The organism is Streptomyces sp. NPDC037083 (genome assembly GCF_055606485.1).
Genome location: NZ_JBVJSQ010000008.1, coordinates 55,963 through 79,880, shown reverse-complemented (window position 1 = coordinate 79,880; position 23,918 = coordinate 55,963). Strand labels below are relative to the sequence as shown.

At 73.2% G+C, this 23,918-nt stretch carries 23 protein-coding genes; 10 read left to right on the top strand and 13 right to left on the bottom strand.

Features of this window, described 5'->3' with window-relative positions:
• The gene (locus ACZ7DE_RS22200) at positions 1-765 is read right to left on the bottom strand and encodes an acyltransferase (protein WP_470763756.1); all 765 of its coding nucleotides are present in this window, start codon (positions 763-765) and stop codon (positions 1-3) included.
• A 109-nt stretch (positions 766-874) separates the two neighbouring features.
• Here ACZ7DE_RS22200 and ACZ7DE_RS22195 point away from each other — a divergent pair, with 109 nt between their 5' ends.
• A complete protein-coding gene (locus ACZ7DE_RS22195; protein WP_470763754.1) occupies positions 875-1,402 on the top strand; it encodes a gamma carbonic anhydrase family protein in 528 nt (175 codons plus the stop codon).
• 10 nt (positions 1,403-1,412) lie between these two features.
• Here the strand turns inward: ACZ7DE_RS22195 and ACZ7DE_RS22190 are convergent, their stop codons facing one another.
• Complete coding sequence (locus ACZ7DE_RS22190; RefSeq protein WP_470763752.1) at positions 1,413-2,063, bottom strand: DedA family protein; 651 nt, start codon at positions 2,061-2,063, stop codon at positions 1,413-1,415.
• A gap of 177 nt (positions 2,064-2,240) precedes the next feature.
• Positions 2,241-4,133 carry a ricin-type beta-trefoil lectin domain protein gene (locus tag ACZ7DE_RS22185; RefSeq protein ID WP_470763751.1) on the bottom strand — a complete coding sequence of 631 codons (1,893 nt, stop codon included), beginning with the start codon at positions 4,131-4,133 and terminating at the stop codon, positions 2,241-2,243.
• A gap of 407 nt (positions 4,134-4,540) precedes the next feature.
• Between ACZ7DE_RS22185 and galU the strand changes: the two genes are divergently transcribed.
• Complete coding sequence (gene galU / locus ACZ7DE_RS22180) at positions 4,541-5,482, top strand: UTP--glucose-1-phosphate uridylyltransferase GalU (protein ID WP_470763749.1); 942 nt, start codon at positions 4,541-4,543, stop codon at positions 5,480-5,482.
• Positions 5,483-6,006: 524 nt separating this feature from the next.
• Here galU and ACZ7DE_RS22175 read toward each other — a convergent pair.
• Complete coding sequence (locus tag ACZ7DE_RS22175) at positions 6,007-6,444, bottom strand: DUF4442 domain-containing protein (protein WP_470764247.1); 438 nt, start codon at positions 6,442-6,444, stop codon at positions 6,007-6,009.
• A gap of 266 nt (positions 6,445-6,710) precedes the next feature.
• Between ACZ7DE_RS22175 and ACZ7DE_RS22170 the strand changes: the two genes are divergently transcribed.
• Positions 6,711-7,733: a DUF8017 domain-containing protein gene (locus tag ACZ7DE_RS22170; protein WP_470763747.1), complete on the top strand. Its 1,023-nt coding sequence runs from the start codon at positions 6,711-6,713 to the stop codon at positions 7,731-7,733.
• Between the two features lie 127 nt (positions 7,734-7,860).
• Here ACZ7DE_RS22170 and ACZ7DE_RS22165 read toward each other — a convergent pair whose 3' ends face one another.
• The 3 genes from ACZ7DE_RS22165 to ACZ7DE_RS22155 form a co-directional block, all read right to left on the bottom strand.
• On the bottom strand, positions 7,861-8,652 hold the full coding sequence (locus ACZ7DE_RS22165) for a spermidine synthase (protein WP_470764245.1): 792 nt from the start codon (positions 8,650-8,652) through the stop codon (positions 7,861-7,863).
• A 163-nt stretch (positions 8,653-8,815) separates the two neighbouring features.
• The gene (gene tuf, locus ACZ7DE_RS22160) at positions 8,816-9,997 is read right to left on the bottom strand and encodes an elongation factor Tu (RefSeq protein WP_470763745.1); all 1,182 of its coding nucleotides are present in this window, start codon (positions 9,995-9,997) and stop codon (positions 8,816-8,818) included.
• A 237-nt stretch (positions 9,998-10,234) separates the two neighbouring features.
• On the bottom strand, positions 10,235-11,002 hold the full coding sequence (locus ACZ7DE_RS22155; RefSeq protein WP_470763744.1) for a DNA alkylation repair protein: 768 nt from the start codon (positions 11,000-11,002) through the stop codon (positions 10,235-10,237).
• A gap of 49 nt (positions 11,003-11,051) precedes the next feature.
• Between ACZ7DE_RS22155 and ACZ7DE_RS22150 the strand changes: the two genes are divergently transcribed.
• Positions 11,052-11,867, top strand: coding sequence for a TVP38/TMEM64 family protein (locus ACZ7DE_RS22150; RefSeq protein ID WP_470763742.1), 816 nt, complete (start codon positions 11,052-11,054; stop codon positions 11,865-11,867).
• Positions 11,868-12,014: 147 nt separating this feature from the next.
• On the opposite strand, the gene ACZ7DE_RS22145 is transcribed toward ACZ7DE_RS22150, so the two are convergent.
• Positions 12,015-13,184: a thiolase family protein gene (locus ACZ7DE_RS22145; protein WP_470763740.1), complete on the bottom strand. Its 1,170-nt coding sequence runs from the start codon at positions 13,182-13,184 to the stop codon at positions 12,015-12,017.
• Positions 13,185-13,319: 135 nt separating this feature from the next.
• Here ACZ7DE_RS22145 and ACZ7DE_RS22140 point away from each other — a divergent pair, with 135 nt between their 5' ends.
• Positions 13,320-13,790: a winged helix-turn-helix transcriptional regulator gene (locus ACZ7DE_RS22140; RefSeq protein ID WP_470763738.1), complete on the top strand. Its 471-nt coding sequence runs from the start codon at positions 13,320-13,322 to the stop codon at positions 13,788-13,790.
• Positions 13,791-13,854: 64 nt separating this feature from the next.
• On the opposite strand, the gene ACZ7DE_RS22135 is transcribed toward ACZ7DE_RS22140, so the two are convergent.
• From ACZ7DE_RS22135 to ACZ7DE_RS22120, 4 genes are all read right to left on the bottom strand, one after another.
• On the bottom strand, positions 13,855-14,544 hold the full coding sequence (locus ACZ7DE_RS22135) for a hypothetical protein (protein WP_470763736.1): 690 nt from the start codon (positions 14,542-14,544) through the stop codon (positions 13,855-13,857).
• Between the two features lie 104 nt (positions 14,545-14,648).
• Positions 14,649-15,371, bottom strand: coding sequence for a cupin domain-containing protein (locus ACZ7DE_RS22130; protein ID WP_470763734.1), 723 nt, complete (start codon positions 15,369-15,371; stop codon positions 14,649-14,651).
• Entirely contained in the window at positions 15,365-16,330 is a 966-nt protein-coding gene (locus ACZ7DE_RS22125; RefSeq protein WP_470763733.1) for a DUF6807 domain-containing protein, read from the bottom strand. Before ACZ7DE_RS22125 ends, ACZ7DE_RS22130 begins: the two co-directional genes overlap by 7 nt.
• Positions 16,327-17,517 carry a Gfo/Idh/MocA family protein gene (locus ACZ7DE_RS22120; RefSeq protein WP_470763731.1) on the bottom strand — a complete coding sequence of 397 codons (1,191 nt, stop codon included), beginning with the start codon at positions 17,515-17,517 and terminating at the stop codon, positions 16,327-16,329. Before ACZ7DE_RS22120 ends, ACZ7DE_RS22125 begins: the two co-directional genes overlap by 4 nt.
• 330 nt (positions 17,518-17,847) lie before the next feature.
• On the opposite strand from ACZ7DE_RS22120, the gene ACZ7DE_RS22115 reads away from it, so the two are divergent.
• The 5 genes from ACZ7DE_RS22115 to lnt all read left to right on the top strand — a co-directional run bounded on the left by ACZ7DE_RS22115 (position 17,848) and on the right by lnt (position 22,931).
• Positions 17,848-18,723, top strand: coding sequence for an undecaprenyl-diphosphate phosphatase (locus tag ACZ7DE_RS22115; protein ID WP_470763729.1), 876 nt, complete (start codon positions 17,848-17,850; stop codon positions 18,721-18,723).
• A gap of 242 nt (positions 18,724-18,965) precedes the next feature.
• Positions 18,966-19,145, top strand: a complete 180-nt coding sequence (locus ACZ7DE_RS22110) for a hypothetical protein (RefSeq protein ID WP_470763727.1) — start codon at positions 18,966-18,968, stop codon at positions 19,143-19,145.
• A gap of 418 nt (positions 19,146-19,563) precedes the next feature.
• Positions 19,564-20,097, top strand: coding sequence for a chloramphenicol phosphotransferase CPT (gene cpt, locus ACZ7DE_RS22105; RefSeq protein ID WP_470763725.1), 534 nt, complete (start codon positions 19,564-19,566; stop codon positions 20,095-20,097).
• 698 nt (positions 20,098-20,795) lie between these two features.
• Positions 20,796-21,263 carry a nuclear transport factor 2 family protein gene (locus tag ACZ7DE_RS22100; RefSeq protein ID WP_470763723.1) on the top strand — a complete coding sequence of 156 codons (468 nt, stop codon included), beginning with the start codon at positions 20,796-20,798 and terminating at the stop codon, positions 21,261-21,263.
• 96 nt (positions 21,264-21,359) lie between these two features.
• The gene (gene lnt, locus ACZ7DE_RS22095; protein WP_470763721.1) at positions 21,360-22,931 is read left to right on the top strand and encodes an apolipoprotein N-acyltransferase; all 1,572 of its coding nucleotides are present in this window, start codon (positions 21,360-21,362) and stop codon (positions 22,929-22,931) included.
• On the opposite strand, the gene ACZ7DE_RS22090 is transcribed toward lnt, so the two are convergent.
• On the bottom strand, positions 22,849-23,760 hold the full coding sequence (locus ACZ7DE_RS22090; protein WP_470763719.1) for a Gfo/Idh/MocA family protein: 912 nt from the start codon (positions 23,758-23,760) through the stop codon (positions 22,849-22,851). The two genes, lnt and ACZ7DE_RS22090, sit on opposite strands and share 83 nt — an antisense overlap.
• Between the last annotated feature and the right edge of the window lie 158 nt (positions 23,761-23,918).

Genomic DNA, 23,918 nt, shown 5'->3' with positions numbered 1-23,918 from the left:
TCAGCTCCCGGGCTCCAGCCGGGCCAGCCTCGCCACCGTCTCCTCGTCCAGCTCCGACAGCGCGACCAGTTGGTCCGGGGTGACGCCGTCCGGTATCGGCACCGGAGCCGGGCTGCGCAGCGGCGGCTGCCAGCCCTCGGCCTGCGTCCACCGCCGGACGACCCTGGCGGGCGCCCCGGCGACCACCGCGTGGTCGGGCACGGTCCCGCGCACCACGGCGCCGGCCGCGACGACGACGTTCCGTCCGATCCGCGCCCCCGGAAGGATCACGGCCCCGGTGCCGATCCAGCACCCCGGGCCGATCTCCACGGGCTCCATGCGGGGCCACTGCTTGCCGATCGGCTCGTGCGGATCGTCGTAGGAGTGGTTGGTGGACGTGACGTACACGTACGGGCCGAAGTAGCAGTCGCTGCCGATGGTGACCGTCGTGTCGGCGATGACATGGCTGCCCCGGCCGAGAACCACACCGTCGCCCAGGCGCAGGATCGGGTCGGGGCCGAGGTCGAGGTCGGGCATCAGCCCCGCGGTCAGGGTCACCTGCTCGCCGACGATGCAGTGCGCGCCCAGGTGGATCCAGGGCTCCCCGAAGACCGTGCCGAGCGGAAAGGCGAGCCGGGTGCCGGCGCCCATCGAGCCGAAGCGGAGGCGCCCGGGGCGCTCGGCGGTGACGGAGCCCGTGCGCTGCACCCAGGCCCAGCCCGCGTGGACGGCGCGCTGCGCCAGTCGACGCCGCCATGATGAGAACGTGTTCCTGCGCTTCGGCACCCGCTCACCGTACTCAGCGCGCGGTGCGGCCAAGGACCCCGGACCCTGTGATCTTCGCCCCACCACGTGGCGTACGGTGCCGGAGTACGACCGACACGAGGAGACGGTGATGACGCACAGGGCGCTGATCGTGGGCATCGGTGGCAGGGAACCCCAGGTCCACCAGGAGGCGTTCGTGGCGCCGACGGCGTCGGTGATCGGGGACGTGACCCTGGAGGCGGGGGCGAGCGTCTGGTACGGAGCCGTCGTGCGCGGTGACGTGGAGCGCATCACCGTCCGCGCGAACGCCAACATCCAGGACAACGTGACGCTGCACGCCGACCCCGGCTTCCCGGTGACCATCGGCGAGCGCGTCTCGGTCGGCCACAACGCCGTGGTGCACGGGGCGACCGTCGGGGACGACTGCCTCGTCGGGATGGGGGCGACCGTGCTCAACGGGGCCGTGATCGGGGCGGGTTCGCTGATCGCGGCGCAGGCGCTCGTGCCCCAGGGGATGGAGGTCCCGCCGGGTTCGCTGGTGGCGGGGGTGCCGGCCAGGGTGAAGCGGGAGCTGACCGAGGAGGAGCGCCAGGGGGTCACGCTGAACGGAACGTTGTACGCGGACCTCGCCAAGGCCCACGCGGAGGTCCACGAGTAGGGCGGCCCGGCTACTCGGCGGCGGGCACGGTCTCCGGTTCGGCCTCGCGCGGGGCGCTCTGCATCTTCTTCGCCTTGCGCTTGATGACGAGCATCGACGTCAGGCCGATGAGCACCGCCACCACCAGGCCCAGGTAAGAGAACTTCTTCAGCCAGGACTCCGCCACGACGCCCACGTAGTAGATGACGGCCGTCGTGCCGCCCGCCCACGCGATGCCGCCGAGGACGTTGGCGACGAGGAACTTCCAGTACGGCATGTGCAGTACGCCCGCGAGCGGGCCGGCGAAGATGCGCAGCAGGGCGACGAAGCGGCCGAAGAAGACGGCCCACATGCCCCACTTCTCGAAGGAGCGCTCGGCGGTGGCGATGTGCCCCTCGCTGAAGTGCCTGGGGAACTTCGCGCCGAGCCAGGCCAGCAGCGGCCGTCCGCCCTTGCGGCCGATGGCGTACCCGATGGAGTCGCCGATCACCGCGCCCGCGGTGGCGCACGCGCCGAGGACCACCGGGTTGACGCCGCCGTGCTGGGAGGACAGCAGCGCGGCCGAGACCAGGATGATCTCGCCGGGCAGCGGGATGCCGAGGCTCTCGAGGCCGATGACCAGGCCGACCACGGCGTAGACGGCTGCCGCGGGCACCGTGTCGAGCCATTCCTGCACGTGCACCGCGGGTTCCTCCCGTTTGACGTCCCTGAGGTGTGTCGCCGTTCCCGGGAAGCCTACCGGGTCGCCCCGGGGCGGCCCTTCCCGTGGTGGAGCACGCTCCGCCACGGATGAGGGACGAAGAAGGAGGGGCCACTCCCCTCGTGCGGCCCCTCCTTCGGCTTCGCGGCCGTCGCCGCCTCAGTGGCCGAGTGCCCCGGCCACGTTCGCGGTGACCTCGCCGGGCACGGCGGGCAGCGCCGTCGGGGCGGGGACGGCGTCGACGAGGACGGCGGTAACGGGCGCCCGGGCCGGTTCGGCCGGGCTGTCGCAGCAGCCGACCTGGACGACCCGCGTCCCGAACTCCGGCGCGGCGGAGGCGGATGCGCCGGGAGCCGGAGCGACGTCCGGGGCGAGGGAGGGCGCCGGGGACGCCGGGAGGGCCGGAGCACCCGGGGTGTTCGGTTCGCCCGCGGCGGGCGGCTCCAGCTGCTTCCGTGCCTCCGGGCCCGGCGCTCCCGTCCCCGTACCGGCCGTGTCGAACACCCACCGCTGTCGCGCGGAGCCGTCCCGCTCGGAGACGACGACTGCCGCCCCCGCGTCGTTCGCGGCCCGAGCGACGGCCAGTGTCCCGGTGCGGCGCAGCAGCAGTTCGCCGCTGACGGTCAGATCGAAGAACGTCTCGCCGGCGTGCACCAGGCACCGCGCCAGGGCGGCCGTTCGCCGGCCGGGGTCGGCGGCCAGACACAGCGTCGGATCGGCGGCGCTGCGCAGCAGCCCGTCGTTCTGGTACGACCACTGCTGGGACGCGGCGGACGAGCAGTCGGCCAGGACGACGGCCGCACCGGCCGCGGCCGGGCCGCCGGCGACGTCGAGGCAGAGCCCGGTGTCCGGGCCGCGCAGGCTGCCGCGAGCCACCTCGGCGTCGCGGGAGGCGGACGCGGCCGCCGGGGGGCCCGCGGGCGACGAGCCGCCGGAACCGCCCGGAAGACGCTGCCCGCCGCCGGCCGGGGTGCTGGTCCCGCCGACGGGCGCACCCCAGGTGGCCCCGGGGGCGGGCGTTCCCTCGTCGGACCAGCCCTTGGCGACGAAGACGGTCACGAGCAGCGCGAGGGAGGTCAGTCCCACGCCGACGAGCACGGCCTTGGGGCGCCTGCCCGGCAGGTCGAGCAGGCCCGAGGAGTTGGTGCGGTGACGGCCGCCGCCGGCGAGCGGACGCACCCCGGCGGGACGGGGGGCCGGTGCGGGCGCCGTGGTGGCGGCGGTGCGTCCGGGGCGGGAGTCGAGGTAGCGGCGGGCGCCCCAGCCGAGAACCGTCTCGGCGAGCAGCACGTCCAGTCCGCCGTCGAAATGGCTGAGTTGTTCGGCGGCGTGCCGGCAGAAGCGGCAGTGCGCGAGATGCCGGCGGACATCCGGCAGCAGTGTTCCGCCCCGACGCAGGGGGACGTCGAGGAGACGGTTGTAGAAGCGGCATTCACTCGTCGGCGCGAGTTCCCGGTGGGCGCGTACACAAGCCACCCGCAATTGTTCCCGCGCCTGCTCCAGAACGGCCGTGGCGGAGATGCCGTCCACGCCCGACAGACCGGCCGGTACGGATATGGGTTCTGCCTCCACCTCCGTGTGCCACAGGAGGCATTGCGATGCCGCCGGGAGCAACTGGAAAGCGCGCTCGGTGAGTTGTCGCCTTTCGGCGGTCACCGGACGGGCGGCGCACAGCCCGCGGCCGCCGACCGTTTTCCGTAGTTCCGGCAGAACGGCTGCGACCTTGTCCGCGCCCGCCCATTCGCGGACCGTCTCCCGCACGGCGACCAGGAGGTGGGGGCGCAGCGCGCCGTCGGTGCGCCCGTCCGCCAGCCGGCCGAGCACGTCGTGGAACGCGGCGGCCGCCACGAGCCGCGCCGTGTCCTCGCTGCCGGCCAGGCAGACGGTCGCGTAGTCGTGGGCCGCCCGCCAGTGGCGGGCGAACAGCAGGGCGATCGCGTGGGCGCGTCCGTCGGGGTCGGCCAGCCGGGCGACGAGTTCGGGATCGGAATCCCCGGGAGTCCATCCGGGGCGGGGCGGGTGGGGCGGGCGTGGGGGGTTCGGGGATTGCACGGAACCATTTCCTTCCAAGCCGACGAGCAGCACGGAAAACACTCGTCGGAAAGCAGGTGCCTGATTGGTGCGTACCTTTGGCCTGACCAGGCACGTTGGCCCGATCCGACCCATCCGTAAGGGGAGGCTCACCTTCGCACACGCCCCTCCCGGGAAACAAGGAGTCCGAGTGACTCAAGTTCAAAGCGAGGGAATTTCAGATAAGTTACCGGCGGTAGCCGCACCCGTATTCGAAATTTCTCCCGGACGCCCGGACTCAACTTGTGGACGCGGACAGCCGGATGAGGCACGGAATCTCCAACTTCCGCCCCGGCGGCATGGGTCGCTCTCCGGCCGAGGTGCGGCGCACAGGAATCTCAGATGTGACTCCCGGTGTACTCCCATCCGCATGGGCCAGCATGATCCGCATGAGCGCCCCCCACTCCGCACCCCACTCCGCAGCCACGGTCCGCAAGGCGGTCGTGCCGGCCGCCGGTCTCGGCACCCGCTTCCTGCCCGCCACCAAGGCGACGCCGAAGGAGATGCTGCCGGTCGTCGACAAGCCGGCCATCCAGTACGTCGTCGAGGAGGCGGCCGCCGCCGGCCTGGACGACGTGCTGATGGTCACCGGCCGGCACAAACGGGCCATCGAGGACCACTTCGACCACGCCTTCGAACTGGAGCAGGCTCTGGCCGCCAAGGGCGACACCGTACGGCTGGACGCCGTACGCGACCCGGCCCGGCTCGCCGACATCCACCACATCCGGCAGGGCGATCCGCTCGGCCTCGGCCACGCGGTGCTGTGCGCCCGCAACCACGTGGGCGACCAGCCGTTCGCCGTCCTGCTCGGGGACGACCTCATCGACCCGCGCGAGACGCTTCTCAGCCGGATGCTGGAGGTCCGCGACCGGTACGCCGGCAGCGTGGTCGCCCTGATGGAGGTGGAGCCCGAACAGGTCCACCTCTACGGCTGCGCGGCGGTGGAGTCGACCGGCGAGGACGGCGTCGTGCGCGTCACCGGACTGGTGGAGAAGCCCGCGCGCGAGGACGCGCCGAGCCGGTACGCGGTCATCGGCCGCTATGTCCTCGACCCGGCCGTGTTCGACGTCCTGGAACACACCGAGCCCGGCCGCGGCGGGGAGATCCAGCTCACCGACGCCCTCCAGGAGCTGGCGGCGGGCGGCACGGTCCACGGCGTGATCTTCTCCGGCCGCCGGTACGACACCGGGGACAAGGCCGACTACCTGCGCACGGTCGTCCGTCTGGCCTGCGACCGGCCCGACCTGGGACCGGAGTTCGTGGCCTGGCTCAAAAAGTTCGTGGCGAGCCTGGAGAACGGCGACGCCGAACGGGGGCGGCTGGCGGCCTGACGCCGACGCCACCGACGGCGGCCCCGGCGGCGGCGCACACCGCGGCCGGAGACCGACCTGGGACCGGAGCTGGGACCGGAGCCGGGGCCGGGCCGGGGCCGGGACCGGAGCCGCGACCCCGGAGCGGCGGTTCCCGCACGAACGCCGCTGGGCCGCCGCGGGGCCCCTTCCCCACGCGGACCATGCGTCGGGGACACCCAGCCCCGGCGCATCTCGGTCGGGCACGCCAAGGTCTGGTGCGTCACCGTCGGGCACGCCACGGCCCGGACATCAGCGGCCGGGAACGTCGTATCAGCCCCTGGGCGCCTCTGCCGAACGGCACGCCGGGCCCTGGAACGTCAGCCGCCGAGGACGGCCGCCCACCACCGGTACATCAGCCCGGGGCGCGCCCGTCGAACGGCACGTCAGCCTCCGGGACCGCGGGCCGCCGAGACGCAGGCCTCCGGGACTCGGGCCGCCAAGGCGTGGGCCGTCGGGACGCGGCCGTTGGGGCGTCGGCGTCCGGTGGGTGAGCCGCCGGGGCGTCAGCCGTTGGGGCGGAGGGTCCAGGTCACCTTCATCTCGCCGGTGACGGCCCCGTCGGCGCGACGGATCTCGACCGTGACGGGGAACTCGGGGCGCTCCCCCGCGTCGAGCTGCGCGACGACCTCGGCGGCCGGCCGGCCGAGGGTGGCGGTGGCGGTGACGGCGCCCATCGCCAGCTTGCGGTAGGCGATCTCGGCGCCGACGGCGAGCGGCACGGCACGCGAGAGCTGGTCCCCGAACGCGGCGAGGACGATCGCGCCGCTCGCGGACTCGCCGAGCGTGAACATCGCGCCGGCGTGCGGCCCGCCCACGTGGTTGTGGAAGTCGCCCTGGTCCGGCAGCGCCACCACCGCCCTCTCCGGGCCGGCCTCGAGGAACTCGAGGTTCAGGGTCCGGGCCATGGGCACGGTGGCGGCGAGCATCTCGCCGATGGACATCTGCTCTGCGCTCATGGACGCGATGTTACCTGCGAGTAGGTTCGACGGCCATAGCGGTGTGACGATCGCCCCATGCCCGTCGCCCGTGCGGCCGGGAAAGCAAAGATCGCGGGAGTCGGCGGGGTCCGCGGCGCGGTCCCGGATGCCGCAAACCGGAAGATCACGGGCACCGCGCGCGGGTCCAGCCGTCGGATTCCCGATTCGGTACGTCCCTGACAAGGGGCGGTGACCGAATCGTGTCCCGGACGGCACTAGGGTTTCTGGCCATGTGGCCAGGACAGCAGCCGCCCGGGGGAGAGCAGAACCCGCAGGCGCAGAACAATCCGTACCAGCAGCCGGGATACCAGCAGCCGAACCCGTACCAGCAGCCCGGATACCAGCAGCAGCCCAACCCCTATGCGACGCAACCGCAGTGGGGCGCCCCGGCGCCCGCGGGCGCGCCCACCCCGCCGCCCGGCGGCAGCGGGGGCGGGGGCGACCGGACGAAGCTGATCGCGATCGTCGCTGCCTCGGCCGTCGTCGTGGCCGCCGGAGTCACCGGGTTCCTGGTGCTGGGAGGCGACGACGACGAACCGGCGAACGTGAGCAAGGGCAGCGCGAGCCCCACCGCGTCCGCCTCGGCGTCCGCGTCCTCGTCGACCGGCACGGACGACAACCCGCGCAGCGAGGAGACCCAGAAGCCGACCGTCGCCGGCTGGAAGGTCGTCGTGAACCCCAAGTGGGGCATCGCCTTCGACGTGCCGGCGGACTGGGAGGTCCAGTCGCCGACCCTCAGCCAGGGTTTCGAGTGGGAGGACAAGACGAAGTCCGACGGCTACGACCGGATCCTGCAGGGGGGCACGGCCGAGTACAAGTCGAAGTGGTGCTCCACGGACTCCGACAAGGACGGCAAGGTCGACGACACCGCGCTGGCCATGGTCGGCTCCAAGGGCGCCGAAGGGGCCAAGACCACCGACGAGATCGCGATCAACACGCCTGCCTGGTGGGTTTTCGGCGGCTACACGGAACCGGACAAGAAGAGCATCACCTTCGACAAGAAGGCCACCCCCTTCACGACCGCCTCGGGCATCAAGGGCAGCTACGCCTGGGCCCAGTCGACGAACACGCCCCAGAAGGGCAAGTGCGACAGCGACGGCAAGGCGATCACCTTCGGCTTCAAGAACTCCAACGGCGACTTCGTGTCGTGGAACCTGTACGGGGCCAAGGGCGTGAAGGACGAGCTCCCGAAGGCCACGATCATGCAGATCCTCAGCACCGTCCGGCTGAACGGGACGCCGACCCACAACTAGAGCCCGCCGGGGTCCGGTCGGTGGACCCGCGACCACCGCCGGGCCCGCACGCGACCACGCCGGGCCCGCCCGGGCCGGCCCGGCCACCGGCCGTCCCGGGCCGAAGGGGGGCCGCGGCGACCGGCGTTCAGCCGATGCCGAACGCGCCCTCGGGCGGTTCGGGTGACGGTACGGCGTCCTCGTCCCGGACCGGGCGGGCGTCGCCGATGAAGCGGCGCAGGCCGGGGCCGTGCTCCACGCGGGCCGGGAACGCGTCCGACGCGGTGCGGCGGGCCAGGACGGGCACGTCGAGCGGACGGTGCGAGGCTGCCAGCACCGCGTTGCCGAAGCGGCGGCCGCGCAGCACGGCCGGCTCGGCGATCAGCACCAGCTCCTCGAACGCCTCGGCCAGGTTGGCCAGTTGGGAGCGCAGGAAGGCGAACGGCGCCGCGTCGGCGAGGTTCGCCAGATAGACGCCGTCGCCGCGCAGGACCCGACCGGCCTCCCGGGCGTAGGCGAGGGAGGTCAGGTGGGCGGGGACGCGGGAGCCGCCGAAGACGTCGGCGACGAGCACGTCCGCGGAGTCGTCCGGAGCCGCTTCCAGCCAGGCCCGCGCGTCGGCGGCGTGCAGCGCGATGCCGGCCCCGGACGGAACGGGCAGGTGCTCGACGACCAGTTCCAGCAGCCCGCGGTCGAACTCGACGACGTCCTGCCGGGAACCCGGCCGGGTCGCGGCCAGGTACCGGGGCAGGGTGAGGGCGCCGCCGCCGAGATGCAGCACGTCCAGGGGTACTCCCGCCCCGGCGACGGTGTCCAGGACGTGTCCGAGGCGCCGCGCGTACTCGAACTCCAGGTGCGTGGGCTCGTCGAGGTCGACGTACGACTGCGGCGCACCGTCGACCGTCAGCAGCCAGGCCCGGTCCCGGTCGACGTCGGGCATCAGCTTGGCGGTGCCGTGGTCGACGGCTCGGGTGACGGGTACGGGCTCGTCGTTCACCTGTTCATTGTGCCGGGGAGGACGCACGCGCGCGGACGCGCCCCGACGGGCGTGGGGGCCGCGCGACCGGCTCCCCGGTCGCGGTCCCCCACGCTCGTCGGACGCGTCACAGCACGGCGGTCACGGTCCCCGCCCCCACGGTCCGCCCGCCCTCACGGACGGCGAAGCCGAGGCCGGGCTCCAGCGCGACGTCGTGTCCCAGCTCGACGGTCATGACGACCGTGTCCCCGGGCCGCGCGACGGGCGTCTCGCCCAGGTCCACGTCGCCGACGACGTCCGCCGTCCGGATGTAGAACTGCGGCCGGTACCCCGTCGCCACGGGCGTCGTACGACCGCCCTCCCGCGCCGACAGCACGTACACCCGCGCCGTGAACCGCCGTCGCGGAGTCACGCTGCCGGGCTCCGCCACGACCTGGCCCCGGCGGACCGCGTCGCGTGGCACCCCGCGCAGCAACAGGGCCACGTTGTCGCCGGCCTGGGCCTCCGTCATCGGCTTGCCGAAGGTCTCCAGGCCGGTGACGACGCTCTCCAGTCCCGCGCCGAGCACATCGACCCGGTCGCCCACCCGCACCGTGCCCCGCTCCACCGCGCCGGAGACCACGGTCCCGCGGCCGGTGATGGTGAACACGTTCTCCACGGGCAGCAGGAACGGCGCGTCCAGATACCGCTCGGGCATGGGCACGTAGGTGTCCACCGCGTCGAGCAGCGCGTCGATGGCGCCCGTCCAGCGCGGGTCGCCCTCCAGCGCCTTCAGCCCCGACACCCGTACGACGGGCGCGGCGTCGCCGCCGTAGCCGTGCTCGGTGAGCAGGTCGCGGACCTCCAGTTCGACGAGGTCGACGAGTTCGGCGTCGTCGCCGTCCTCCAGGGCGTCGGCCTTGTTGAGCGCGACCACGATGTGGTCGACGCCCACCTGCCGGGCGAGCAGGACGTGTTCGGCGGTCTGCGGCATGATCCCGTCGAGCGCGGAGACGACGAGGATCGCGCCGTCGAGCTGCGCGGCGCCGGTGACCATGTTCTTGACGTAGTCGGCGTGACCGGGCATGTCGACGTGCGCGTAGTGCCGGGTGTCGGTCTCGTACTCGACGTGCGCGATGTTGATGGTGATGCCGCGCGCGGCCTCCTCCGGGGCGCGGTCGATGCGGTCGAACGGCACGAAGGAACCGTTCCCGCGCTCGGCGAGAACCTTGGTGATGGCTGCGGTCAGGGTGGTCTTGCCGTGGTCGACGTGACCCATGGTGCCGATGTTCAGATGCGGCTTGGTCCGCACGTACGCGGTCTTGGGCATGGCTGTACCTCGAAGCGTGGCCGTAGGAAGTGGGGACCCCGGGGAACCGGCCGACCCTCCCCCTGCGGGGTCCGCCGGACAATCCGGAGAGGGTCAGCTTCGGGCGCCGTCGACAGCGGCCGCGAGGATCGGGACGGCAGCCTTCGGGGCATCCGCGACCGCGGATGCTGCGAGGAGGAAGGCGTGCCGGAACATGGGCTGATCCTCGTCGACGGTTCGTCAGGTGTCGAACGGTTTTCAGCGGGTGGGCAGCGGCGGGGGCCGACGGCCGGCGTCCCCCTGTGCGGCGCCGATGTTCTTCAGGGCCTCGCGGACCGTCAGCGGCGCGAACCGGCCCCGTTCACGGGCGAGGAAGGCGCGCACGGCCTCCGGGTCGGTCTTGGCGTACTCGCGCAGGCACCAGCCGATGGCCTTGCGGACGAAGAAGTCCGGGTGGCCGGACTGAAGCAGGCAGTAGGCGAACAGACGGTCGGCGTCCGTGCGCTCCTTGTAGCGCAGTTGGTGCAGCAGAGCGGTCCGGGCCACCCACAGGTCCTCGTCGACGATCCAGGCGTCCATGTCGGCGGCAAGGCCGGGGTCGGCCGCGACGAGGGCGCCGACCACGTGCGCGGCGAGCAGATCGACCGTGTCCCACCAGGACGTGGTGGTGACGAGCCGACGGGCCACGGGCAGGAACGCCGACGACAGGCGCCCCGCGTGGCGGCGCAGGTAGTCCACGGCGAAGTAGTGGTACTCGCGGTGCTGCAGCACCCAGCAGCGCAGGGCGATCGCCGTGCAGTCGGCCTCCGACGGGCGGGGCGTGCCCGCGAGGACGGCGCGGGACAGGGCCCGGCGCTCGGGGGTGGGGATGCCCAGGAAGGGGGCGACGTCCTTCATGTACGCGCTCATGGCCGCCGCCCGGCCCGAATCGGCCGCACCGCCGTACGCGGCCGTCAGCCGCTCCAGCACGGTGTCGGCGAGAGCGCTGCGCGGCGCGCCGATCGGGCCCGCACCTGTGACCGTCATGAGACGAACCATACGGCGATCACACATGTCCGTCGGTTAGTGTCGCGGGATGCTCGATGCCACCACCCGCTCTGGGGGCACCGCCACGGCCTCTCCCCGGGCCACCGCCACGGAGCTCGCCGTTCCCGTGCTCGTGCCTGCTCCCCTGCCCGTCACCGTGCCCGTCAGGTCCTCGGCGGCCGCTCCCGGCGGCGTCGCCGCGCGCTGCACCAGAGTGCTCCTGTCGCCCTGGTCCCGTTTCGCGCTGCTGGTCGTGCTGCTGGCGGCGGCCGCGTCGAGCGTGCTGCTCTTCGAGCCGCAGAAGCTCCTCGCGGACGGCTGGCCACCCCAGTTGGGCGGCGCGTCGGCGGCCGCGGTGTTCGCGGTGGCGTACGGAGTGTGCACCGTGGCGTTCGTGCCGAGACCGCTGTTGAACCTGGCCGCGGGCGCGCTGTTCGGCTCTCAGTGGGGCATCGGCGCGGCGCTGGCGGGCACGGTGCTCGGGGCCGGGCTCGCCTTCGGGCTCGGCCGCGTCCTCGGTCAGGACGCGCTGCGCCCGCTGCTGCGCGGCCGGCTGCTCAAGGCGGCGGACGGCCAGCTGAGCCGGCACGGCATGCGCTCGATGCTGGCGGCCCGGCTGTTCCCGGGGGTGCCGTTCTGGGCCGCGAACTACTGCGCCGCCGTCTCCCGCATGAGCTGGCTGTCCTTCCTGGCCGCGACCGCGCTGGGCTCGATCCCGAACACGGCCGCCTATGTCGTCGCCGGGGCCCGGGCCTCCTCCCCGACCTCGCCGGCCTTTCTGATCGCGATGGTCTGCATCGCCCTTCCGGCCCTGGTCGGCACGGCGGTGGCCTGGCGCAAACGCCACCACCTGCGCCGCCCGTAGACCCCCCTCACCCCGTAGCACCCCCACCGTGTGGCCAAGGCCCTCACACGTCCACCCTCACAAGTCCCGTGCGTCCGATGCCCGATGCCCGTCGGGCGTCGGGCGTCGGGCGTCGGGCGTTGGGGGCAGACGACTCCAGGGGCTCGGTCAGACCGACTCCAGCACCATCGCGTTGGCCAGTCCGCCCGCCTCGCACATGGTCTGCAGGGCGTAGCGGGCGCCGCGCGTCCGCATCGCGTGGACCAGTGTCGTCGTCAGACGGGTGCCGCTCGCGCCGAGCGGGTGCCCGAGCGCAATCGCGCCGCCGTGCACGTTGACCTTGGCCAGGTCGGCGCCCGTCTCCTGCCGCCAGGCCAGGACGACGCTGGAGAAGGCCTCGTTGACCTCGAAGAGGTCGATGTCGTCGAGCCGCAGTCCGGCCCGGCGCAGCACCTTCTCGGTCGCCGGGATGACGCCGGTCAGCATCAGCAGCGGGTCCGAGCCGGTGACGGCGAAGCTGTGCAGCCGGGCGAGCGGGCGCAGGCCGAGGCGGGCCGCGGTCTCGCCGGAGGCGATCAGCACGGCGGACGCGCCGTCGTTGACGGGGCTGGCATTGCCGGCGGTGACGTTCCACTCGATCTGCGGGAAGCGCTCGGCGAAGGCCGGGTCGTAGTAGGCGGATGCGAGGCCCGCGAGGACCTCGGGCGTGCTGCCGGGCCGTACGCACTCGTCGCGCGAGACCCCGTCCAGGGGCGCGACCTCGGCGTCGAACAGCCCCTGTTCCCAGGCTGCGGCCGCCTTGCGGTGCGAGGAGACGGCGAACGCGTCCATCTGCTCCCGCGTGATCGACCACTTGGCGGCGATGAGCTCGGAGCTGATGCCCTGCGGGACGAGGCCCTCGGGGTAGCGCTCGGCGACGCCGGGGCCGAACGGGTCCGTGCCCGGCGGCACGTTGGACCACATCGGGACACGGCTCATCGACTCGACGCCGCAGGCGACGACGAGGTCGTACGCGCCGGACATCACGCCCTGGGCCGCGAAGTGCACGGCCTGCTGGGAGGAGCCGCACTGCCGGTCGACGGTGGTCGCGGGCACCGTCTCCGGGAAGCCCGCGGACAGCAGCGCATAGCGGGTGGTGTTCATGGCCTGCTCGCCGACCTGGTCGACGGTTCCGCCGATCACGTCGTCGATCGACGCGGGGTCGACGCCGGAGCGTTCGACGAGGGCGCGCAGGGTGTGGGCGAGCAGTTCGACCGGGTGGACGTGGGCGAGGGAACCACTCGGCTTTCCCTTGCCGAGAGGGGTGCGTACGGCTTCGACGATGACTGCGTCACGCATGTGCGGGACCTCCATGACGAGCACGGGCAGGTTCGACTACTGGCGAGTAGGAAATCTGGACCCACCATAGCCTCGGGAGTTGGAAAATCCAACTGACTTCGTTCGCTTTTCCAACCCTCCCCTAGACTCGTCGTCATGGCCGCATCCAAAGACCCGCGTCCCTGCTCGATCGCGGACGCCCTCGCCCTCGTCGGCGAGAAGTACTCCCTGCTCGTACTGAGGGAGGTGTGCCTGGGCAACGGCCGCTTCGACCAGCTGGTGCGCAACATCGGCGCCCCGCGGGACATCCTGGCCACCCGGCTGCGCCGCCTCGTCGAGGCAGGGATCCTGAGCAAGCGCGCCTACAGCGAGCGTCCGCAGCGCTTCGAGTACCGGCCCACACAGGCGGGGCTGGAACTGGAGCCGGTTCTGATGACGCTCATGGCCTGGGGCGACCGCCACCTCCGCGAGGACGGCGACCGCCCCATGGTGCTGGAGCACGCCTGCGGCAACGAGCTGGTCCCGGTGGTCACCTGCTCCTCCTGCGGCGACCGGGTGCGCCACGAGGACGTGAACGCCCATCCCCAGGCGCCGGGCTGGACCGTGTCCGGCCCGGCGGCCGCCTAGAGGCTCTCGCGCGATCGCCCGCCCCTCGACCGCCCGCCCGACCGTCCCTGGACCGCCCGCCCGGCTAGGCCTGCAGTTTGCGGATCTGGGCCGATACCAGCGCCTCGGGCACCTTGGCCGCGGCACCGGTGCCGCTCGCGGTGAAGAACAGGACGACCGTGGCGCCGCTGCGCACGACGACGAACGCGTCCGCGCTGTCGCGCTCGGTCCGCAGACCGTAGGCGACGGCCTCGTCGCCCGCGTCCGGCGCGCTCGCGGGCGTGACGGAGGTGCGGGCCGGCACCCCGCCCTCGTAGGCCGTGCACTTCTTCAGGGCGGTGCGCAGGCCATCGAGGACGCGCTCCGCGTCGGACCGGCCGTAGGCCATGAGGCCGATGGTGGTGGCCGTACCGTCCCCGGGACCGGCCCCCGGAAAGGCGAGGCGGCCCTCGAACGCCTGGGGACCGGGGTCGGGAGAGCCGGTGCGCATGTCCTCCAGCGGCTGGCACTCCGCGGGCCGAGCGGTCGAGTCGCCGTCGGGCTTCACGGGGAAGTCGGTGATCTGGTAGCCGTTCACGTCGCCGGCCGTCAGCGCCGCCGACTTCAGCTCGGCCGCACCGAGCGGATGGGCGGGAGCCTTCGAAGCCGACGCCGACGTGGACCCCGGCGCCGGCGCGTCGTCGTCCGTGGACTTGTCGTCCGAACCGCCACCGCCGCCGCACCCGGCCACCAGAACCGCCGCGCAGAGCGCTGCCGCCGTCACCCTGATCCGCACTTGCTGACTCCCCGCTGTCGACTTCGGTCGATTGGAGCACTCAGCGGGGCGAGCCGCGGCGATTTCCCTGAAACCATGACAACTGCATCGGCTGGCAGGAGAATTCAGCCCTCCGGCCGGGTGTACACGTCCAAGCGCCCGCACATCCCGAACCTCCCGTACGCCGACGGCTCCTCGGCGCGCACGACGGCCTCGGCGAGGTGCGAGACGTCGCCCTTCTCGAGCCGGTCGAGCTGCTCCCCGGTGGCGTCGGCGGCCGCGCGCGCACCGCTCAGCCAGCGCTCACGCCACTCGGCGAGCCGGGGCCGCACGAGCGCGGCAGCGGCCCGGTGGAAGGCGGCCAGGGCCGCCGGACCGTCCGGCGCCTCGCGCAGCGCCAGATAGCCCTCCAGCGCGAGGTCGCGCCGGGCGCGGGCGATGCGGGCCTGCTCCTGCGGCGGGGCGTCGGCGGGGACGACCGTCGCGGCGGCGTACGTCTCGGGGTCGGTGAGGTACTCCGGTGGCAGGGTGAGCACGGCGTCACCCGCCTCCGGCAGGCCGCCGTTCTGCATCAGGACCGTGATGCGCAACTCGTCCTCGTTGACCAGACGGTGGACGGTGCCCGGCGTGAACCAGGCGACCGTGCCCGGGGCGAGGGGCGTGACCTGGTGGCCGGAGACCGTCAGGGTGTGCACCGCGCCGCGCCCGTGCGTGACCACGTACCCCTCCGAACAGGCCAGGTGCAGGTGGGGCGTTCCGCCGTGCAGGCCGTCGGCGGCGGGCCAGTCGTACACGCACAGGTGCGACACCGCGACCCCGCCGGGCAGTCCCGCGTAGGGGCTCACCACGGGTGCTTCCGCAGGTACTCGGCGATCTCCGCACGGTCCCGGGCGCCGTCGGCCACCACCACCCGGTAGCGACGGGTGAGCGTGTCGCCCGGGGCGAGCTCCAGTTCGTCGAAGAACGCCCAGGACGGGGCGATCCCCGCGAAGGGCTCGTTGCGCACGAACCAGTGGGCGGGGTGGGCCCCTCGGGCGCCGGAGTGATCGTTCTCGGGGGCGTGGGCGAAGACGACGGTGGAGTGACGGTCGGCGCCGTCGTGCTCGCCGGAGAGGGCCAGCCACGGGCTCTGCGAGGCCATGAGGCCGGGCCCCTCACCCTCCGGCCCGATGATCCGGCCGTCCCGGAAGGCTCGGGGGCCGCGCCAGAACAGGCCCGTGTACCCGGCCAGCTCCCGCCCGGCGGTGGTGGGGCTGCCGAAGCGCAGCGGCTCGTCGCGGCGGTTGGTGACGGCGCTGGTCCAGGTCAGCGCCCAGGAACCGGAGTCCGGTTCGACGTCGTGCACCTCGATGCGGCGCGCCTCCTCGGCCCACAGCTCGCCGCCCGCCGGGTGCCAGGTCAGCCGTTCGGCGATGACGGCACGGCCCGCGCCGGCCGCGACCTCGTCGAAGCCGACGTGCGCCATCGATCCGACCCGCTCGGGGAGTTCCAGGTACCCCTCGCCGTGGACGTACGAGTTGCCGCCCCACAGGTTGGCGCCCGAGAGGTGGGAGGCGGTCAGCGACAGCCCCTTGTGCCAGCGGTGGTCGTGGGGCCGGTAGTCGGTGACGACGTCCCCGGCGAGAGTCCGCAGCGGGTGGATGTACGGCTTCGGCGCCTCCCAGGCCGCCTCGGGCCGGTAGACGTAGGCGAGCAGTTCGACGCCGGTGACCGGGTCGGTCACCGTGACGCGGTCCCCGTGGGCGTGGACCAGCCGCAGGTCTTCGGTCGTGCCTCCGGTCATGTCTTCGGTCATGTCTTCGGTCATACGGACACCTCCGCGGACGTCGCCGTCGCGGATGCGGTCGCCGGGGCCCAGCCAGGGGCGCCGCCGTGCAGGGCCGTGTAGTAGGGGTCGCCGGGACCGATCTCGCCCCGCCGCACCGTGGTGTCCGTGAACGCCGACTTGTACAGCGCGGTGATCAGCTCCAGGCTGGTGCGCCCGTCCGCGCCGCTGCTGCGCGGCCGCAGGCCCGCCCGCATGCTCGCGACCAGCTCGCGCAGCTGGGCCAGGTGCGAACTGGGCACGTCCGCGCCGAAGTCCTGCCAGGCCGCCGCCTCGTCGCCCGGGACGCCCGGGGCGGGGGTGAGGGTCCAGTCGGCGTTGGAGTGGCCGTACAGGTGGGTGAGCTCGACGGTGGCGCGCTCGCAGTCGATGCGGATCCGGCTGACCTCGTCGGGACTCAGGACGCTGTTGACGACGGTGGCCATGGCCCCGCTCTCGAAGCGGACCAGGGCGGTGGACACGTCCTCGGTCTCCACGTCGTGCACGAGTCGGCCGGCCATGGCCCGCACCTCGCTCCACGGGCCGAGGAGGTCGAGCAGGAGATCCATCTGGTGGATGCCGTGGCCCATCGCCGGGCCGCCGCCCTCGGTCTGCCAGCGACCGCGCCAGGGAACCGCGTAGTAGGCGGTGTCGCGGTACCAGGTCGTCTGGCAGTGCGCGACGAGGGGCCGCCCGAGGGCCTGCTCGGCGAGCAGCCGCCGCACGTGCCGGGACCCGGATCCGAAACGGTGCTGGAAGACGATCGACGAGTACGGACCGCTCGCCGTCCCCTCCTCGGCCTGGACGGCGTCGTAGTCGGCGAGGGTCGGCACCGGCGGCTTCTCGCACCACACCCAGGCGCCGGCCCGCAGCGCGGCCACGCTCTGCTCGCGGTGCAGGGTGGGCGGGGTGCAGACGGTCACCAGGTCCGGGCGCTGCTCCGCCAGCATCCTCCCCAGGTCGGTGTAGGCGTGCGGGACGCCGCCCTCCGCGCAGAACGCCTCGACGGCGTTGGCATCGATGTCAACGGCGGCCACGACCTCGGTCTCGCCCTCGGCGGCGAGCTGCTTCAGGGCGGGCAGATGGGAGCCTCGGGCGATGGCGCCGGCGCCGATCACGGCGGCCCGGATCCGGCGGCCGTCGAGCGGGCCGGGCGGCACGGCGGCGGGTGGCGGAGTGGATGGGGACATGGGCGGGATCAGCACTCCTCCGACGTACGGCCGTATGACCGGGCGGGTCCGGCAACCGAGCGGGGAAGCGTGCGGCACCGAGCACAGCAAGCGCTTTCCCGTCGGCAGCAACGTATGCGGCGGCCGGGCGGCCGGTCAACCATGCGCGCACTGGTGGGGGCGACCGGGCGTGCGGCCCGCGAACGCCGCTGGTCGCGGTGCCCGCCAAACCCCTGTGCAGGACCTGTCACACGGGACCGCTACGCTTCCTTTGCACACCCTTGATCATTGGGCGCGGCGGCCCGCCGTCGCCGTCGTCCCCTCCGATCGGCGCTTGGACTCCCTAACCTCATGTCTTGGTTTGAATCCCTCATCCTCGGACTCGTCCAGGGGCTGACCGAGTTCCTCCCCGTCTCCTCCAGCGCGCATCTGCGGCTGACCGCGGCGTTCTCCGGCTGGAAGGACCCCGGCGCGGCGTTCACGGCGATCACACAGATCGGCACGGAGGCCGCGGTGCTGATCTACTTCCGCAAGGACATCGGCCGCATCATCGCGGCCTGGAGCCGATCGCTGTTCGACAAGACGATGCGCAAGGACCACGACGCCCAGATGGGCTGGCTGGTGATCGTCGGCTCGATCCCGATCGGCGTGCTGGGCGTGACCCTGAAGGATCAGATCGAGGGCCCCTTCCGCGATCTGCGGATCACGGCCACGATGCTCGTCGTCGTCGGCATCGTGATCGGCATCGCCGACCGGCTCGCGGCCCGCGACGAGACGGGCGGGAAGCACCGCGCGCCCAAGCAGCGCAAGACCCTGGAGAACCTGGGCGTCAAGGACGGCCTGATCTTCGGCCTCTGTCAGGCCTGCGCGCTCATCCCCGGCGTCTCGCGCTCCGGTGCGACCATCAGCGGCGGGCTGTTCATGGGCTACAAGCGTGAGGCCGCGGCCCGGTACTCCTTCCTGCTGGCCATCCCGGCCGTACTGGCCTCCGGCGTCTTCGAGTTGAAGGACGCCGTGGAGGGCGGCCATGTGGCGTGGGGCCCGACGATGTTCGCGACGGTGATCGCCTTCGCGTCCGGCTACGCGGTCATCGCCTGGTTCATGAAGTTCATCAGCACCAAGTCGTTCATGCCGTTCGTCTACTACCGCGTCGTCCTCGGCGTCGTCATCATCGCCCTGGTCGCGACGGGGTCGCTGAGCCCGCACGCGGCGGAGTCGGCGGGCTGAGTCGGCGGGCTCGGCGCCGCCACGACCGCGCCTCCGCGACCACGCTGCCGCGAGTGCGCCGCCACGACCGCGCCTCCACGAGCGTCCGCCACGACGGCGGGGCGTGGTCGGCCGGTTGGGGGCGACCGGTGCGAACCCGCCGCCGGGAGCGCCCAGTTGATCGATCAGTCGTGACCAAGCCCATAGCGGCTCGCGTAGCCGTCCGGTAGCGCAGTGTCAGTTCTTGCGCCTAGGCTTGGCGCATGTCCCCCAACTCTGTCGCCTCTGGTTCCGTGCGGTCCGCTGCCGAGTTAAACGAGCGGATCCGAGCCCTCTGGCTGCGTGCGAACGGGTCGCTCTCGGCCCAGGAGCGTGCCGAGTACGAACTGCTGGTGGTGGAGTGGGCCGCGGCGATCCGCGGCGAGGTGGTCACGGCGGCCTGACGCCGCAGACGCACCCGCGCGGCCGCCTCGACAGGCGGTGCGGGGCTGCGGGGCCGCCTCACGACCCGGCACCTCGATCCCGGAGCCTGCGTGTACCGGCTCACCGGCGTGCTGAAATGCCTGCGGGTATCCGCTCGCCTCGTCACGAAAGCGCCCGGCTCACCGCCGCCGCACCGGAGGGACGTCCGGGGGGACACCCTCGGCGGCGGCGAGAAGAGCACGCGGACCGTGACCGCGGGCGCGCCACATGGACGCCTCGCCGCCCGCCACCCGTCGCCCGCCACCCGTCGGCGCGGGTGGTCGCACGTCGGCCGCACCGCCCCCCACACATCCGTGGTCGTGGTTGGCGTCGTGTCGCCGAACCGGCCTCGAGCGGAATTCGTTTGGCGCCGCGTGGGAAGCGCCCTAACGTGGCGCGATGGCTGTTCAGGTGATCGTTCTCAACGGTGGGTCGAGCTCGGGCAAGTCCGGGATCGTGCGGTGTCTGCAGGAGGTTCTGCCGGATCCGTGGCTCGCCCTGGGGGTCGACTCGTTCGTCGACGCGCTGCCCGCGAAGATGCAGGGGTCCGACGAGGGGATCACGTTCGCGGCGGACGGCGGGGTGAGCGTCGGGGCGGACTTCCGAGCGCTGGACGCGGCCTGGGCCCACGGGGTCGCCGCGATGGCCCGGGTCGGCGCCCGGATCATCGTCGACGACGTGTTCCTCGGTGGGGCGGCTTCCCAGCAGCGGTGGCGGGAGGCACTGGGCGGTCTCGACGTGCTGTGGGTCGGTGTGAGGTGTGAGAGCGCGGTCGCGGAGGGCCGTGAAATCGCCCGCGGGAACCGGGTCGCGGGGATGGCGGCGTCGCAGGCGCACGTGGTGCACGAAGGCGTCGTCTACGACCTGGAGGTCGACACGACGCACACCGAGTCCCTGACGTGCGCCCGAACCATCGCCGCCCACACCACCTGACCGAGGACCCGCCTCGAACCAGTCCGGCCCGACTCGAACCGGCTCGGACCGGTGGCGGCTGGGCTCGGTGGCGGCCCCGGCCCGGACCGGTCGCTGACCAGCCGGACAGTGACGGCTCTGCTCGACCTGACCCGGCCGATGGCTGGACCGGCCCCGACGGTGACGCACCGGCCGAAACTGGCGGCGGCCCGGACCGGACCGGCTCGAACCGGTGGCGGACCGGCCGAACGCCGACATGCGCCCCGGTCAGGGCGTGGCGGGCGGAGGCCGGCCGGTTGTGCCCGGTCCGCCGCCCGCCCGGCCTCGTGGCGGGACCAGCAACGGCAACTGTTCGATCCGGCTCCAACCGGTGACGCCCCACCCGGCCCGGCGACGGACCAGCCCGGCCCAGTGACGGACCGGCCCGGCTCAAGGTCAGGACCAACCCGGTCGGAGGCCGCACCGACCCGGCCGTGAATCGGCGCCGCACCGGACGTCCGTTCGAGGTCGCAGCCGTCCGCGCGGGGGTGCCCTTCAGCCTCGACCACCGCACCCCTTCGAGCGCGTCCCGCGGCCCCGACCGCCGCACCCACCACAGCCGCTCGGGCGCGCCCCGCACCCCCCATCGCCGCACCCACCGCACCCATTCGGGCGCGTGCCGTGGTGTCGATCGCCGCACGGACCTTGGCTGTGCACCCGGTATGCCCAACACTCGGGCCATGACGCAGCGTGTGGAGCTCGCGGCCGTGATGGACCGGCTGGCCGTCGACGGGTTGATCACCGAGTACGCGGTGGCGGTCGACGACGGGGACTGGACGGCGTACCGGGAACTGTTCACCGCCGACGGGCGGGCGGACTACCGGTCGGCCGGCGGCATCGAGGGGGACGCCTCGAACGTCGCCTCGTGGCTCGCGGAGAGCATGCGGTTGTTCGCGATGCGGCAGCACCTCATCGTCAATCGCCGGGTGCGCTTCGGGGTTCTGGATCAGGACACGGGGGACACCGCCCGGGTGCAGGCCGACTACGTGAACCCCATGCGGCTGGCGGCCGGGCAGGACGGCGCCGCGGCCGGTGCGCCCGACTTCGTCTGCGGCGGCCGGTACGACTTCGGGCTGCTGCGGACGCACGACGGCTGGCGGGTGCGCGAGGTGGTCGTGCGGGAGAAGTGGCGGCGGCTGCCCGGCTGAACGGGACGGCGCACGGGCGGGGCGGAATCCCGACCTGTCGGAGATCGTCCGGGACGCGCACACTGAACCCACCCGACCGGGGTAGGGAGGTGTCGTATGAAGAGGTTCGGACACTGGCTCTCCTCCCCCTGGCGGCGCACGACGGTCGCGGCCCTGGCGGGCGCGCTGCCCGTGCTCGCCTTCCCGGCGCCGGCCCTGTGGTGGTGGGCCTACCTGGCGCTCGTCCCCTGGATGCTGCTGGCCCGCTCCGCGCCGACGGGACGGCGGGCCGCGTACGACGGCTGGGGCGGCGGGTTCGGCTTCATGCTGGCCATGCACCACTGGCTGCTGCCGGACCTGCACGTGTTCACCCTCGTCCTCGCCGCACTGCTCGGTGCGCTGTGGGCTCCGTGGGCGTGGCTGGTGCGCCGGTTCCTCGCCGAGGCCGCGGCCCCCGGCCGGGGCCGGATCCTCGCCGCGCTCCTGGTCCTGCCCTCGGCCTGGCTGGCGGTCGAACTCGTCCGCTCCTGGCAGGGGCTCGGCGGGCCGTGGGGCATGCTGGGCGCCAGCCAGTGGCAGGTGGAGCCCGCTCTGCGGCTCGCCTCCGTCGGCGGGGTGTGGCTGCTCACTCTGCTGGTGGTGGCGGTCAACGTGGCCGCCACCGTCCTGGTCGCCCTCCCCGCCTCCCGGGCGCCGGCCCTTGCCGGGCTCGTCGCCACCGCCGCCACCGCCTCGGCCGCATGGGTGTGGGCGCCGCGCCCCGAGGCCGACGGGCAGACCCGGATCGCCGTCGTCCAGCCGGGCGTGATCGACGGGCCCGACCTGCGCTTCGACCGCGAGGAGGAGTTGACCCGCCGCCTGGTCGGACAGGACGTCGATCTGATCGTCTGGGGCGAGAGCAGCGTCGGGTACGACCTCGCCGAGCGCCCCGACCTGGCCGGGCGCATCGCCGGGCTGGCCCGGGCGACCGGCGCCGACATCCTCGTCAACGTCGACGCCCGCCGCTCCGACCGGCCCGGCATCTACAAGAGCTCGATCCTCGTCGGCCCGGGCGGTCCGACCGGCGACCGGTACGACAAGATGCGGCTGGTGCCGTTCGGCGAGTACATACCGGCCCGTTCGCTGCTCGGCTGGGCCACCTCCGTCGGCAAGGCGGCCGGCGAGAACCGGCGGCGCGGCGCGGAACAGGTCCTGATGGACGCCGGCCCCGGTCTGCGCTTCGGGCCGATGGTGTGCTTCGAGACGGCGTTCCCGGACATGAGCCGGCATCTCACCGAGGCCGGCGCGGACGTGCTCGTCGGCCAGTCGTCGACCTCGTCCTTCCAGCACAGCTGGGCGCCCGCTCAGCACGCCTCGCTGGGCGCGCTGCGGGCCGCGGAGACCGGGCGGCCGTTCGTCCACGCCACGCTCACCGGCGACTCCGCGGTGTACGACGCGAGCGGCCGGCGTCTGGGCTCCTGGCTGGGCACCGGGGCGAGCACGGCGGCCGTCTACGACGTGCCGCTCGCCGACGGCGTCACCCTGTACGTCCGCTACGGCGACTGGGCCGTCCACGCGGCCCTGCTGGTGCTCGCGGCCCTGGGGCTCGCCGAGGGGGCGCGGGCGGTCAGGCTGCGGCGGACCGCTCCTGCACCGCTCGGACCACCCGCTCGCACAGTTCGTGAGTCGCCAGCGCGTCCCGGGCGCTGAGCACCTTTCCCGCGCGCACGGCGTCGAGGAAGGCGAGGACCGCCTGCTCGATGCCGCGCTGCCGGGCCACCGGCACCCAGTCGCCGCGCCGCCGCACCGTCGGCTGCCCCTTGTGGTCGATGACCTCGGCGAGGTTGACGACCTGACGCTTGGTGTCCTGTCCGGACACCTCCAGGATCTCCTCGTTCGACCCGCTGAGCCGGTTCATCACGCCGAGCGCGGTGAAACCCTGCCCGGCCAGCTGGAGCACCACGTGATGGAGCAGCCCGTCCTCGACGCGGGCGCGCACGGTGACGTCGTCCACCGGTCCGGGCGCCAGGAAGCGGAGGGTGTCGACGACGTGGATGAAGTCGTCGAGGACCATGGTGCGCGGTTCCTCGGGCAGGCCCACCCGGTTCTTCTGCATGAGGATCAGCTCGCGCGGATGGTCCGCGCACTGCGCGTAGCCGGGCGCGAGACGCCGGTTGAAGCCGACGGCGAGGGACGTGTTCCGGGTCTCCGCGAGCGTCACGAGACGCTCGGAGTCGGCGAGTTCGTAGGCGAGGGGTTTGTCCACGTACGTCGGGACGCCCGCCTCCAGCAGCCGGGTGACGATCTCGGGGTGGGCGGCCGTGGGGGCGTGCACGAAGGCCGCGTCCGGGCCGGCGGCGAGGAGCGCGTCGAGGTCGCGGTGGCGCTGCTCTCGGGGCAGTCGCAGGCCGTCGGCGACCCGGTCGAGGGTGGCCGGGGTGCGGGTCTGCAGGTGGAGCTCGACTCCGGGCAACGCGCCCAGTACGGGCAGATACGCCTTCTGCGCGATGTCGCCGAGTCCGATGCAGCCGACCTTCACGGGCGCTCCCTCACTGCTTGCCTGCCTGCACCGCAGCATACGGCCCCGCCGTGGACCGGCGGTGGCCGGCCCGCGATGCCCTCAGGGCCGCACGGGAAGGTCGAAGCCGCGCGGGAACGGGCTCGCCCCGGCGGCCGGCCGAGAGCCGCGGCCCACCG

Coding starts and splice junctions, on each gene's coding strand:
- galU (WP_470763749.1), top strand. CDS start 4,541: ATGAGCGCCCCCCACTCCGCACCCCACTCCGCAGCCACGGTCCGCAAG.
- ACZ7DE_RS22175 (WP_470764247.1), bottom strand. CDS start 6,444: ATGTCCATCGGCGAGATGCTCGCCGCCACCGTGCCCATGGCCCGGACC.
- ACZ7DE_RS22145 (WP_470763740.1), bottom strand. CDS start 13,184: ATGCGTGACGCAGTCATCGTCGAAGCCGTACGCACCCCTCTCGGCAAG.
- ACZ7DE_RS22125 (WP_470763733.1), bottom strand. CDS start 16,330: ATGACCGAAGACATGACCGAAGACATGACCGGAGGCACGACCGAAGAC.
- ACZ7DE_RS22155 (WP_470763744.1), bottom strand. CDS start 11,002: ATGACGGTCACAGGTGCGGGCCCGATCGGCGCGCCGCGCAGCGCTCTC.
- tuf (WP_470763745.1), bottom strand. CDS start 9,997: ATGCCCAAGACCGCGTACGTGCGGACCAAGCCGCATCTGAACATCGGC.
- ACZ7DE_RS22170 (WP_470763747.1), top strand. CDS start 6,711: ATGTGGCCAGGACAGCAGCCGCCCGGGGGAGAGCAGAACCCGCAGGCG.
- ACZ7DE_RS22120 (WP_470763731.1), bottom strand. CDS start 17,517: ATGTCCCCATCCACTCCGCCACCCGCCGCCGTGCCGCCCGGCCCGCTC.
- ACZ7DE_RS22195 (WP_470763754.1), top strand. CDS start 875: ATGACGCACAGGGCGCTGATCGTGGGCATCGGTGGCAGGGAACCCCAG.
- ACZ7DE_RS22115 (WP_470763729.1), top strand. CDS start 17,848: ATGTCTTGGTTTGAATCCCTCATCCTCGGACTCGTCCAGGGGCTGACC.
- ACZ7DE_RS22100 (WP_470763723.1), top strand. CDS start 20,796: ATGACGCAGCGTGTGGAGCTCGCGGCCGTGATGGACCGGCTGGCCGTC.
- cpt (WP_470763725.1), top strand. CDS start 19,564: ATGGCTGTTCAGGTGATCGTTCTCAACGGTGGGTCGAGCTCGGGCAAG.
- ACZ7DE_RS22140 (WP_470763738.1), top strand. CDS start 13,320: ATGGCCGCATCCAAAGACCCGCGTCCCTGCTCGATCGCGGACGCCCTC.
- ACZ7DE_RS22150 (WP_470763742.1), top strand. CDS start 11,052: ATGCTCGATGCCACCACCCGCTCTGGGGGCACCGCCACGGCCTCTCCC.
- lnt (WP_470763721.1), top strand. CDS start 21,360: ATGAAGAGGTTCGGACACTGGCTCTCCTCCCCCTGGCGGCGCACGACG.
- ACZ7DE_RS22165 (WP_470764245.1), bottom strand. CDS start 8,652: ATGCCCGACGTCGACCGGGACCGGGCCTGGCTGCTGACGGTCGACGGT.
- ACZ7DE_RS22110 (WP_470763727.1), top strand. CDS start 18,966: ATGTCCCCCAACTCTGTCGCCTCTGGTTCCGTGCGGTCCGCTGCCGAG.